The sequence below is a fragment of the Blautia sp. AF34-10 genome, from assembly GCF_003477865.1.
GTDB lineage: Bacteria > Bacillota > Clostridia > Lachnospirales > Lachnospiraceae > Fusicatenibacter > Fusicatenibacter saccharivorans.
Window position 1 is genome coordinate 1 of the sequence record NZ_QUED01000027.1, and the last position, 12,820, is coordinate 12,820.

Annotated in this window: 11 protein-coding genes and 1 tRNA gene; 3 read left to right on the forward strand and 9 right to left on the reverse strand. The window is 43.2% G+C overall.

The window, feature by feature from the left end:
• Positions 1-203, forward strand: a 203-nt coding sequence (locus DWZ60_RS17610) for a hypothetical protein (RefSeq protein WP_207664421.1), incomplete at its 5' end; no start/stop codon positions are given.
• On the opposite strand, the gene csn2 is transcribed toward DWZ60_RS17610, so the two are convergent.
• Genes csn2 through cas9 (DWZ60_RS18745) form a run of 5 tightly spaced genes read right to left on the reverse strand, consistent with a single transcriptional unit; the run spans position 200 to position 6,027 of the window.
• A complete protein-coding gene (gene csn2, locus DWZ60_RS14315; protein ID WP_117762144.1) occupies positions 200-874 on the reverse strand; it encodes a type II-A CRISPR-associated protein Csn2 in 675 nt (224 codons plus the stop codon). The two genes, DWZ60_RS17610 and csn2, sit on opposite strands and share 4 nt — an antisense overlap.
• Complete coding sequence (gene cas2, locus DWZ60_RS14320) at positions 871-1,176, reverse strand: CRISPR-associated endonuclease Cas2 (protein WP_117762145.1); 306 nt, start codon at positions 1,174-1,176, stop codon at positions 871-873. Before cas2 ends, csn2 begins: the two co-directional genes overlap by 4 nt.
• Before the next feature lie 11 nt (positions 1,177-1,187).
• On the reverse strand, positions 1,188-2,039 hold the full coding sequence (cas1, locus tag DWZ60_RS14325; protein ID WP_243038344.1) for a type II CRISPR-associated endonuclease Cas1: 852 nt from the start codon (positions 2,037-2,039) through the stop codon (positions 1,188-1,190).
• Positions 2,040-2,050: 11 nt separating this feature from the next.
• Entirely contained in the window at positions 2,051-4,228 is a 2,178-nt protein-coding gene (gene cas9 / locus DWZ60_RS18740; protein WP_330422359.1) for a type II CRISPR RNA-guided endonuclease Cas9, read from the reverse strand.
• Positions 4,210-6,027, reverse strand: a complete 1,818-nt coding sequence (gene cas9 / locus DWZ60_RS18745; protein WP_279220342.1) for a type II CRISPR RNA-guided endonuclease Cas9 — start codon at positions 6,025-6,027, stop codon at positions 4,210-4,212. Before cas9 (DWZ60_RS18745) ends, cas9 (DWZ60_RS18740) begins: the two co-directional genes overlap by 19 nt.
• Before the next feature lie 413 nt (positions 6,028-6,440).
• On the opposite strand from cas9 (DWZ60_RS18745), the gene DWZ60_RS14335 reads away from it, so the two are divergent.
• Positions 6,441-6,523, forward strand: a tRNA-Leu gene (locus tag DWZ60_RS14335).
• Between the two features lie 157 nt (positions 6,524-6,680).
• On the opposite strand, the gene DWZ60_RS14340 is transcribed toward DWZ60_RS14335, so the two are convergent.
• The 3 genes from DWZ60_RS14340 to DWZ60_RS14350 are packed head-to-tail and all read right to left on the reverse strand — an operon-like array spanning position 6,681 to position 10,297.
• On the reverse strand, positions 6,681-7,958 hold the full coding sequence (locus DWZ60_RS14340; RefSeq protein ID WP_055221426.1) for a diaminopimelate decarboxylase: 1,278 nt from the start codon (positions 7,956-7,958) through the stop codon (positions 6,681-6,683).
• 23 nt (positions 7,959-7,981) lie between these two features.
• The gene (pyk, locus tag DWZ60_RS14345) at positions 7,982-9,418 is read right to left on the reverse strand and encodes a pyruvate kinase (RefSeq protein ID WP_022463218.1); all 1,437 of its coding nucleotides are present in this window, start codon (positions 9,416-9,418) and stop codon (positions 7,982-7,984) included.
• A 15-nt stretch (positions 9,419-9,433) separates the two neighbouring features.
• Positions 9,434-10,297, reverse strand: coding sequence for a hypothetical protein (locus DWZ60_RS14350; RefSeq protein ID WP_055228519.1), 864 nt, complete (start codon positions 10,295-10,297; stop codon positions 9,434-9,436).
• Between the two features lie 218 nt (positions 10,298-10,515).
• Here DWZ60_RS14350 and aroC point away from each other — a divergent pair, with 218 nt between their 5' ends.
• Positions 10,516-11,622: a chorismate synthase gene (gene aroC / locus DWZ60_RS14355; protein ID WP_117762148.1), complete on the forward strand. Its 1,107-nt coding sequence runs from the start codon at positions 10,516-10,518 to the stop codon at positions 11,620-11,622.
• An 83-nt stretch (positions 11,623-11,705) separates the two neighbouring features.
• On the opposite strand, the gene DWZ60_RS14360 is transcribed toward aroC, so the two are convergent.
• A complete protein-coding gene (locus tag DWZ60_RS14360; RefSeq protein WP_119188867.1) occupies positions 11,706-12,713 on the reverse strand; it encodes a lactonase family protein in 1,008 nt (335 codons plus the stop codon).
• Positions 12,714-12,820: the final 107 nt, after the last annotated feature.

Genomic DNA, 12,820 nt, shown 5'->3' on the forward strand with positions numbered 1-12,820 from the left:
AAACCATGGAGGTATTAGGTATGGCAATCTATCAGTTTGAGTACCATACATTTTTACATCATTCTCAAACAGACAGGCAGTTGTCGATCTGGTGGAAAGTGTTTGAGTACCATACATTTTTACATCATTCTCAAACCTCAAATTTAAAAATGAACTGCTTTCATCTGCACAAAACAGGTACTCAAACATCCGATGGATATTAATAGACATCACATCCATCTTTGTCAATTATATAATATTCTCTCTGATTCGAAAAGTCCCTTTGTATATTTTCTATGAAAAGCAAGGATATTTCATAGTAGCATGCCATTTGGGAGAGTTTGTTTATTTGTGTTTCGTTCAGATAGGATCGAATATTGACCAAAATCACCAGTTCTTTTTGGAGAAGTTCGGCCATAACTTTGATATATTGCGTTAATTTTTCCAGAAGCCCCATCTCTTTTTCGGTTTCTGTCTGAACTCCCATCAATTTTAGGAGTGCGCTCAAATCGATTTCCTCATTTTGTTCCAATTCGTACCCACTGACAGCTTCCAATTGATAGATGTATTTCTTCAGTTCCGCAATAATTCTCTGCGTTTCCAGAAACATTTCTTCATTTTGCGCACTTTTGACCAGCTCTGTAAATAACCGTTTTTGTATTCTGTGATCCGCAAAATCAAGAGAAAAGGGCGTTAATACCAATTCCACATCTCTTTTCATATTCAGCTCTGTGTCAGCTTTAGAAAGTACGAAATTTCCCTTCTCTCCCTGATTTTGTTTTTGCAGCTGCTCCACATATTTTAAAAACAGCTCCGGTGATTCTATAATCCATTCCGTGGGACAGTTCCGATGAATCGCAATAGGTTTTTCCAAGTCCACATGTACCAGTTTCATAAAATCACCAGCCTTTCATCCGTATTCAACACTTCACTCTTTACGTTCCCAACAATCAGATCCATTTTCGCATACTGCTTCTCAGTCACCGTTAAAAGCTGTATCAGACCTTCTTCCGGCTTATTTTTATGAATCTGATCCACGATTCCATTCACTACAGTTGTATTTAACGCAAGCTTACAGTATACGGATTCCTGGAGCATCAGGAATCCGCTTTTCAATAAAAACTTTCGAAATCTCGCATATTCTCTTCTCTGATCGCCCGTCAGCACCGGAAGATCAAACAGTACCAATACTCTCATAAAACGATAACTCATAGGCCATAAAACCGGATCAATGCACTGTCATTCTCATTTAAGGCATCAAATACACTTTTACAGTAAATTTTTATGGCATTATTCACATACTGTGTTTTCCCGTCTATCATGACTTCGTTGTTTAATACATTGACCAACTGTATTTTTTCCTCATGCGTAAATTCTTTCCTCTGCATTTGGATTACTTCCCGGTCAATCAGAACACGGAACGGTTCCATCAAATCGGACGCCAGATTAAACTGATTAAACATATTATCATGAAAGAGTCCGAGCTGTGTAATATAACCGCTCGCTACAATTTCTCTCGCAAACGCAGACAACAAAATGCTATATCCGTAATTCAGCGCTGCATTTTCCGGACAATCCGCAGTTCTGGTAAATGTCATACCGAACAATGCATTAAAATATACCTTTGCCGCATGCCCTTCCCGGTTTGTCTCATCGTTCCAGCCAATCTCCTGTAAATATGATTCTAACAGACCCGCTTCTTCCTTTCCCATATTTTTTAACAGTTCCTTCTGTTTTCGTATTTTTTCCGTCACAATTTCTGTCCAGATCGCTTCTTTACTGTGCCGGCTCCACTGAATCTGCTTTCTGATTTTATTGCTGGTATCATGACTTCCGTAATACCCAACCAGTTCCGACGATGGATTTCTCTTTTCATCGCAAAAAATCACTTTTATTTTCTTTTTTGTCAGCTCTGCCAGCAGACTTGTTGTGACTGTTGCTGCTGTTGACTCAATCAGAATGGTTGATATTTCACTTAAATGTATTTTTGTTACTTCCTCATTTCGCACCACAAGGTAACCAAGCTGATAGTCCAGCTTTGCCCGTTTGGAAATAACCACAATCCGCCAGCTCATAATGCATTCAGGTCTACTGTCTGCTCGTAGATACCGGTTGGCGATTGATGAATCATTTCGATTCGACTGCAATCGGTTATATTTTTGTTGAGACACAAAATTCCTGCTCTTCCAGATCCTCCAATTAATTTCAAATCAGCGGCAGCACTCTGGCACTGGAAAAAATGTAAAACTTCATACAAAACGATACACTTTTCTTCTATGCATAATTCTTTAAATTTTTCTCTTTTTTCCGTTAATGTCTTTGCCTGTGCTCCAAGTTTTTTTGCATATACCGTATTTGTTAATTTATTTAAAAAGGTTTCATACAGCATCACCACCTTCTTTTCTTCTAAATGGTCGGAATCGTAAATTTTCAGTTCTTTATTCTGTTTTTTACGTTCCACGTACTGTACTATTTTTTTCAGTATTTCTGTTTCTTCCTGGGAAAGTACCAGCTGATTTGCACCTTGCATCAATAGCTGATCCCCTGATCTTCCGGAAACCCACATATAAAATCCGTCCACACAAAACAGAGTATCTATTTTGATTTCCGGCACCAGCACTCGCGGATTCTTTAACTGTCTTTCCTCTTCCAGATACCGAATTATATTTTCTTCTGACTTCTGAATTTCCTTTTTCAGACGAATCGGCACATACTCGATTGTTCGTATTTTCTTTCCCTTTTTGCCCTCCGATTCTGCCAGTACAAAGTAAGCTCCCGCCTCTTTGTTATATCCTCCATACTTCTGTATATCACAAAGCCGTTCATCACTGCTCTTGATCGGAACCTGACCTTTTCCTTTTTTGACAATCTGCTGGTCAAACAATGCACCTGTTGCCTCATACGATCTTCGCGTCACAAGAATGTTGTTCTTTTCCATAAACTTTCGGACTGTCACAATGGTTCCGTTCCCGCCTTCCCAGGCAATTTCTCCGTTTCGTTCAATTCTTTCCTGTTCAAACATCTTCTTCAGATTATAACTTCTTCCCGGATTTTCCTTAATGAAGTGAATCGGATTTGATGTGAATTTTACAAAATATGCGTTGCCAACGACAATATTCAAATAAGCATCCTTCGCATGATGATAATCATTCATCTCCCGTACCTTCAGAAATTTAAAATCCTTACGGAACTTTGAAACGGTTGGCGCTTTTACATAAACAATCTGTGTATCCGGGATCACCTGCTGCAGAATACTTGCTGCCGCTTTTGTACTCTGACGAGTTTCCACCAGCTGCCTGGAAATAAATCCAGCCAATTCAGACGGTTCAAATCCATTTCCTCTTATCAGCCGTTTATATTTTTCTTCACTGATCAATCCGGCATCCACTAAAGATTTCCAGAATGGCTGCATTTTTTTCCGAACTGTTTCATCGATCGGATATTTATCCTCTTTCATCTGATTACACTTTTTCTTTACAAGTACCCGGTTATCCAGGCTATCATCCATCACTTTGGACTGTGGAAAAATATGATCAATGTCATACTTCTGATTATCCCACAATTCCTCCAGTTCAATTGTTTCACCGGAATACATGCATTTTCCTTTTTGCGTATAATACAAATACAGCTTGTCTCTTCTCATTTCCGCATCGGAACGCTTTTCAATCTCATCTATCCAGTCTTTTTCTTCCGCTTTACATTTTTTATAAAGTTCCAGCAGTTTCTTTTTTCTTGAAGAGGTTCTTCCCTGATCGGTTTTTTCTCTTGCCATTTCTATAAAAACACGTTTCGGTGGGTTTCCCATCACTTTACAGATTTCCTTTACAATCAAAAGGCTCTGCCAAATCTGCCGCTTCACTGCCGGTGATACGTAAAGCTCCTCGACTAATTCATACGAAATATCCCGTTTTTTCTGTTCGTTTCCATTCTTTTCTTCGATTGCCGATGCAAACAAATATTTTTCGCTAAGCAGTTGCATCAGATTGTCATTCGTCTCCCACAAAGCCCGAATAATAGACCATGCCTCTCCCGTTTCCGGTGCCGGTGCTTCCATCTCTTCCAAAAACACTTTTGAGAGTCTTCCCCAACCACGATACGGCAGTTTACTTATGCTGTCTCTTTGTTTTTCTGTCAACTCCGGAAACAGTTTCTTTAATCTCTGTTTCAGTATCGCTTTATCATCTCCAAACAGCGTTACGTTCAGGATGATGCATTCTTTTTCCGCCTGGTTCAGTGCAGATTTGTTAATTTCTCTTTAAAGTCATGGTATGCCGTAAGAGAACTCTTGAAATCACCATCAATTCCGGTAATTTCAACTTCTTTTCCGGTAATTCCTTCTTTCACTAAATAGTTTTTCAGTTTTTTCTGTGTAACCTTTCTGCTTTTCTGGAATACTTCTTCATATATTTTCTGTTTCTGCTCTACAGATATCTTTTCTCCATCCAAACGCAGATTATTTAATTCATTTAAAACTTCGTATTTGCTGTACAGCAGAGAATACTTTGGTAAAACATCTTCACTTGGCAGATAAGTACATTTATTCGTCATTCTTCGAATAAACTGCTCTGCACTTGCTTCCAAATCTACCATCTCATCGAAGTTCCATGGATATATTTTGCCTTCTTTTCGTACCGCCCAGTTACTCTTCTCCCCTTTTTTTCGAATTCCGTTTAAGGGTCCTACGTAGTACGGAATGCGGAATGTGAAAATCTTTTGAATCTTCTCTCCATTCTCTTTCAGTAGCGGAACTTTATCTTCCAGATTTTTCAGGATTGCATTTAATTCATATAAATGAATCTGATATGGAATGACACTGTTGTCTTTTACAGTCTGTTTCGGAAGAAACGTTCCCATTTCCATTTCCTTCTGCATGCAGGATGCTTTCGTCACATCTGATATCTTGCCCAGAATATTCTTTTTCAGATAACCGTAAAAGTCTTCCTGACTACATTGTTTTGGTGCCTTGATATACGCATAATAATTAGCTTTTTCATCCTTTTTTGCAAACAGTCTCTGATATTCTTCCCTTGAAAGATTCTCTCTGACCAGCTTTTTCAGATCTTTCAGATCTTTTTTATGCTTTTCATAAAGTGCCACTTTTGCCTCTGAAAGAGAAGAATAGTTCTGCAAAATATCAGCCAGAACAGCCCAATCGTACACTGCTTTTGCGTGTTCAATTAATACATATTTTTCTCCCAGCTCTGCTTCGATCTCTCCAGCGTATTCTTCATAACCTGCATCTGCGAAGCAAAGTTTTGGCCGTTCCAGTGTATCCATCTGTTTTTCCCCAAACAGATTTCCCAGTTTTGCTGTTCCACCGGTAATCAATCCCAGCCACTCTTTTTCACAGGATGTTTCTGCCCGCATTGCTTTTACTGCTTTTGTCTTTTTCGCAGATTTGGTCAATGTTCGGTCTTTTAAAATTGCCTCTATTTCCTTGCTTCTTTCCACTCCAATCTCGGAAGAAAAGCCAAGTTCTTCTGCCCGCACTGCTTCAAGGAACTGTTCAAATGTTGTCTGAAATTCTCTTACCTGTTCGATATTTCCGTTTAATAGAAAATGGCCTCTGTGTTTCATCATATGATGCAGAGCAAGATATATCAGGCGAATATCAGGCGTTTCGTCAGTTTCCATTAACCATTTTCTCAGATGATAGATGGTTGGAAACTGTTTATGATATTCTTTGTCTGTGTAATCATCATCCGCAAACAATGCATAGGGAAGTTCCGGACACTTTCCCTGCCTGTCACGCTTATCCTCTGGCCAGTAACGACTCTCTTTCATTCTGCGAAAAAATCCATCATCTATCTTTTCTACTTCTTCCGCAAAAATTTTCTGCAGCAATTCTATTCTCCAATTACGACGATCCAATCTTCGTTTTGCTGTCCGAAACCCTCTTCTCTCTTCTGCAGTCTGTGCACTGTCAAATAGCCGTACACCCCAAAGTGTTTTTCCATGTGCGCGCAAAATTTCGTACTTCTCATTTGTCACAGCCCATCCAACCGAACTGCTTCCCATATCAAGTCCGAGATAATATTCCCCTTTCATCTGTTCTTTCCTCCATTTTCTACATTTTATCTAATTTTACCATATATTTTGATTTTTTACATCTTTTCTTTCCTATTTTCAACAATTCTACTTCCTGGTTCTTGCTGTTCTCACAGTACTGAATCATAACCATGTTTCATTTCTAATTTTAGACAACAAAAAAACTGCTGTCTATGAAGACAACAGTTTTCGTTCCACACACTGTGGACCATCTAACGATGGCGTTTTCGATAAATCGTTATTTGAACTTATGATGTAAAATTTAGTATGGTACTAAACTATCTACACTATACTTCTATTTTTTCCTTTCGTCAATCTTTTTTAGAAAGTTTTTATGATAATTATTCCATTTTTTTCTCTTGCGTCCTTCTTGTTTTTATGGTAAAATATATCTTGTTCTGATTACGAACACTGCCGCTGTGGCGGAATTGGTAGACGCACTTGACTCAAAATCAAGCGGTGAATAACCGTGCCGGTTCGAGTCCGGCCAGCGGCATAGCTAAAAAAGATCTGCAAAAACGAACGTTGATGCAGATCTTTTTTTATTGTCTTCCCTTCAAAAAAACAGCTTTTGAAAGAAAGAAAACCCCTTTCGAAGAACCGGCCATCTGCCGCATGGTTCTTTTTGAAAGGGGTTTTACTGTTGTTATCTCTTATTTATTTCCAAACATCTTTTCATACTCCGGTGTTCCATCCAGTGTAGCGAAGTAGTCTTTCGGGGTTTCTGCGCGGCGGATGACTTCAAAGCTGCCGTCCTCTTTTAACAGAACCTCTGCAGATTTTAATTTTCCGTTGTAGTTGTATCCCATGGAAAATCCATGTGCGCCGGTGTCGTGGATGAAGAGGAGGTCTCCGACTTCCACTTCCGGAAGCATGCGGTCGATCGCGAATTTATCGTTGTTCTCGCACAGAGAGCCTGTTACGTCATATTTGTGGTCGCACGGCTGATCTTCTTTTCCCATCACCGTGATGTGATGGTAAGCGCCGTACATAGCCGGTCTCATCAGGTTGACCGCGCAGGCATCACAGCCGATGTACTCTTTGTAGATGTGTTTCTGATGGATGGCGCGGGTAACGAGTCCGCCGTACGGTCCCATCATGAAACGGCCCATTTCCGTGTAAATTGCAACATCGCCCATGCCGGCCGGAACGAGAACTTCATCGTACACTTTATGTACACCCTCGCCAATCACGCGGATGTCATTGCCTTCCTGATCCGGTTTGTACGGAATTCCGACGCCGCCGGAAAGATTGATGAATTTAATCTTCACGCCCGTCTCTTTCTGCAGCTTTACAGCCAGCTCAAACAGTGTTTTTGCCAGAACTGGGTAGTAATCATTGGTTACGGTATTACTTGCAAGGAAGGAATGGATGCCGAACTCTTCTGCCCCTTTTGCCTTCAGAATGCGGAATGCCTCAAAAATCTGCTCGGTTGTCATACCGTATTTGGCATCTCCCGGATTGTCCATAATATCGGTGCTGATTTTAAACAGTCCGCCCGGGTTATAACGGCAACAGATTTTCTTCGGAATGTAGCCTAATGTTTTCTCAAGAAAATCAATATGCGTAATATCATCAAGGTTAATGATCGCACCAAGCTCTGCAGCCAGTTGATACTCTGCAGCCGGTGTTACGTTGGATGAAAACATGATTTTATCTTTCTCAAATCCCATCGCATCGGAAAGCATCAGCTCCGTGTAAGAAGAGCAGTCGCATCCGCAGTCATATTCACCCAGCATTTTGATCAGTGTCGGGTTTGGGTTCGCTTTTACAGCAAAATACTCACGAAATCCCGGATTCCAGGAAAAAGCTTCCTTTACCGCTTTCGCATTCTCACGAATTCCTTTTTCATCGTAAATGTGAAACGGAGTTGGTACTGCTGCTGCGATTTCTTCCAGTTTTTCTTTTGTTACAAAAGGCTTCTTCGTCATTCTCTTTTGTCTCCTTCTTCTGCTTATTTTGCCTGAATAATGTGAAGCATGTTTGTCATATATCCTTCACCCGTCACCTCGTTAGTAGCAGGGTCTCCGGCCGTAAAAATAACCATATCGCCACGTTCTACAAGCTCCTCACGGCGCACCATATACATAGCATGGGAAATGATGTTCTCCGTAGAATCTTCCTCGTATCCGGTCACCGGACGAACGCCCCAGTAGAGCTGCATTTTTCTTCTTGCCCATTCATATGGGGTAACGCCGTAAATCGGTACGCTCGGACGAAGGTTGGAAATCAGTCTTGCAGTCTGACCGGACATCGTCGGAGTCACAATGCAGGCTGCTTTGATGTGTTCTACCATAGAAACGGCTGCACTTCCGACTGCTGCGGAAACATTTAGCTTTCCTTCCAGCGCTTTTCCATCGCGGTAGTCTTCGAATTTCAGATAACGCTCCGTCTGCTCGGCAATCTCTCCCATCATGGTAACTGCCTCGATCGGATATTTTCCGGCTGCTGTTTCGCCGGAGAGCATGATCGCATCCGTTCCATCATAAATTGCATTCGCAACATCGGCTACCTCTGCACGGGTCGGACGCGGGTTCCGGATCATGGAATCCAGCATCTGGGTTGCTGTGATAACCGGTTTGTATTTATGATTGCATTTTTCAATGATGATTTTCTGTACATGCGGTACTTGGCACGCCGGAATCTCTACACCAAGATCTCCCCTTGCAACCATCACACCATCTGCCGCATCGATGATGCTGTCGATGTTCTGCACACCCTCCGCATTTTCGATCTTGGCAATGATATCAATATGCTCTCCTCCGTTTGCCACAAGGAACTCACGGATTTCGTTAATTGCCTCTGCATTCCGGATAAAGGAAGCTGCAACAAAATCAATATCCTGTTCAATACCAAAAAGAAGATCTCCTTTGTCTTTCTCCGTGAGGTTCGGAAGATTGATCGAAACGTTTGGTACATTCACGCCCTTTTTTTCTCCGAGCTCGCCGCCGTTTACTACGGTACAGACAATTTCCGGTGCATTTACTTTTTCTACGCGCAGACCGATCAGACCATCATCGATCAAAATCGTATCTCCCTCTTTGATATCTTCCGTAAGGCCGGTGTAGCTGACAGAACAGTGATTTTCATCTCCGGTCTCCTGAACGGTTGTCAGGGTAAAAGTCTGTCCGGTTACCAGATTCACTTTTTTTCCATCTTTTAAAACGCCGGTACGAATTTCCGGTCCTTTGGTGTCCAGAAGGATTGCCACAGGAGTTTTCAGCTCTTTTCGAAGCTCTTTCAGCATATCCATACGCATTTTCTGCTCATCGTGGTCTCCATGAGAAAAATTAAAACGAGCAACATCCATTCCGGTTTCAATCAGTTTTTTCATCAGGTCACGGGAGTTGGTATTTGGTCCCATGGTGCAGACAATTTTCGTTCTTCTCATACTTTCTCTCCTTCTTTATTTTACATGTTCATGCGTAAACAGGTGATCCTGGCAGTATTCATAGTTTCCGTTGCATCGGGAACAGAAACGGAACTCCAGATTCGGATCATCTTTTTCGGTCCGGCCACAGATCGCACATTTGTGTTTTGTGATCCCGTTCGGATTGCGGTATTCGGCTTCGCCTCTTGAAACGGCCTTTTTAAATTCCTTCCGGCGTCTGTTCTGCTGGAAAGAGCCGCGTTTTCCTTTTCTTGTCATCAGGAAGAACACAAGGACGTTTGCAAGGGAACAAAGAATAACAACACATCCTGCCCAGTTTCCGCTCATGATGCTGGTAATCATGCTGTAGGCGAGAAGCGCTACGTCAAGGTATGCCAGCCATTTGATTTTGATCGGAATAATGAAATACAGCAGTACCTGCATATCCGGGAAGCTGATCGCAAAGCCAAGGAAAATCGAGAGGCTGATGTAGTAAGTGCTGAATGCCGTTCCCATCAGCGACGGATATCCGTTGACTGCATATAAGATTCCATACAGCAGGAAGGAACCGATAATGGTCATCAGAATGCCGGAAAAGATGTAAACATTATACTTGAAATCTCCCCAGGCTCTCTCAAGGCTTGTTCCGATTGAGTAATAGAAAAACAGCATGATGATCGTAAAGATATCAAGGCTGCTCGGCGGAATCAGAATCCAGCTCACCAGACGCCAGATCTGTCCGTGCAGAATATAATATGGTTCCAGCGTCAGATACTGTCTCATGATGGGAGCCGCAAGCGCAATGATATATCCCGCAATGTACGTTACGATAATGTACATCGTCAGATGGCTTAACGCGTATCTCCCATATTTTCGCTCCATTTTGTCTAAAAAATTCATGCACACTCTTCCTTTTTGTTTGTTTTATTTTACCGGCTTTCACTGCCCGAAAATACATTCTCATTATACGTGCTGCCTTTTCGTTTGTCAAACGGTATAACGGTGAATTTCGTCTCCGAAAAAGAGCTTTACGAATGTTTTACTTTCCGGTATAATTTATTAGAAATCTTTTCCAGTTATTTTATAAATATACGAAAAAATTCAGGAGGACTTTATATATGGCAGGATCATCATTTGGTACCATCTTCAGACTGACCACCTGGGGAGAGTCTCATGGAAAAGGCGTGGGCGTTGTTGTGGACGGAGTGCCGGCCGGCCTTTCGCTTTCCGAGGAGGATATTCAGTTTTACCTCGACCGCAGGAAGCCGGGACAGAACCGCTTTACCACAAAACGGAAAGAATCCGATACCGTTCAGATTTTATCCGGCACTTTCGAAGGAAAAACGACCGGTACCCCGATTTCCATGGTGGTATGGAATGAGGATCAGCATTCCAAAGATTACAGCGACATTGCTTCCTATTACAGACCGGGCCACGCCGACTATACGTTTGATGCAAAATACGGTTTCCGCGACTACCGCGGCGGCGGACGCTCCTCAGGACGCGAGACGATCGCACGCGTGGCTGCAGGTGCCATTGCCTTAAAAATGCTCTCTGAGCTTGGCATCACCGTTTCCGCCTACACCCGCTCCATCGGTGACGTGGAAATCCAGTCTTTTGATACCGCTGAAATCGCGAATAACGCCCTGAATATGCCGGATGCAGAGGCTGCCGAAAAGGCTTCCGAGCTTTTAACAAAAGCCATGGCGGAAAAAAATTCCGTCGGCGGTGTGGTCGAATGTGTCGTTCACCATATGCCGGCCGGTGTCGGCGATCCGGTGTTTGAAAAGCTCGATGCCAACCTTGCAAAAGCACTCGTCTCCATCGGCGCCGTAAAAGGCGTGGAAATCGGAGACGGTTTCTCGGTCTGCACAGCTACCGGGCTTACCAATAACGATGCCTTCCATGTAAATGCGGACGGCTCCATTGTCAAGCTGACCAACCACGCCGGCGGTATTTTAGGCGGTATCAGCGACGGAAGCGATATCGTTGTCCGGGCTGGTTTCAAACCGACCCCGTCCGTTGCTGCTTCCCAGCAGACCATCAACAAAGACGGCGAAAATATTGCCATCGAAATCAAAGGCCGCCACGACCCGATCATCGTTGCACGCGCCGTTGTTGTCGTGGAATGCATGACCGCTCTTGTCCTGGCGGACGCACTGCTCGTCGGCATGAGCGCCAAACTGGACAATGTAAAGAAAGTCTGGGCTCTGGACGAGAAATAAAGGCCGGACTGCTTCTTTCTGGCTTCAACACAAAAAATGCCTGCGGGATACAGTTCTTCCTGCAGGCATTTTTGCGTTATTTTTTAGTGAACGCCTTTTTTCGTAATCAGAATACAGTTCGGCGTCTCCACTTTCATCGGGCGGCCTTTCTGAACCAGCACGTTTTTCTCATAATCAACGGTAAATGTTGTGATCGTGTTGGACTCATGGTTTGCCACTGCGATATGTTTTCCGTCCGGGAACATTGCAATATCCTTTGGATATTCGCCGCTGATCGGAAGTGCAAACTTCTTCTCCATGCAGCCGGTCTCCGGGTCGATATGGAACATTGCTACGGTATTGTCTCCGGCTGTAGAAGTAAACAGGTAGTGGTGATCCGGGGAAAGGCACATGCCGGATGCAGCGTCGTGCGCCTGGTCCACGTTCGCGGATGTGGTGCTGATCGACTGCAGTTTTTCAAATTCCGGTCCGTTTCCCGTATCACGGTAGCTGAATACATCGACTTTGTTCATCAGCTCGTAAATGACATACGCGTATTTTCCGGATTCACTGAAAACGATCTCTCTCGGACCGGATTCACGCTCACAGCGCAGGATATCCACCAGTTTCAGGCGGTCACGCTGTGTGTTCAGCTTGTACATTTTGATCTGGTCAATGCCGTTGTCGACTGCGCAGACATATTTGTTGTCCGGTGTAGGAACGACACAGCTGACATGCGGGCGGAAGTTACGCTCTGCCACACTGCCAAGGCCCTTGTGGAACACGCCGTCCATCAGACTTCCGAGGCGGCCGTCCTTATGGGTATGTACAACGGTTACTTTTCCGTCATGATAGCCTGCCACGAACAGGTATCTTCCGGTTTTGTCCACCGACAGATAGCAGCCGCGCATGCCGTCGATGTCTACTTTGTTGATCGGGGTCAGGTCTCCGTCATCCTCCACTGCAAACACTGCAACGCCTTCATCTGCAATCGAATACAGGTATTTGCCGTTTAAGGAACGGGCAATGTGGGAAGAGTTGTTGACCGGTATGACTTTTCGCTCTGTCAGAGTGCCTTCTTCTACATTTACATCATATAAATGAATACCAATGCTGCTTCCATGGGTATAAGTGCCTACATAGCTACGTACTCATCCTTCATGTTGTTTTCATCCTTTCTGCCTTCTCGCACATCGTGTGAATTTTCTAAAAATATTTT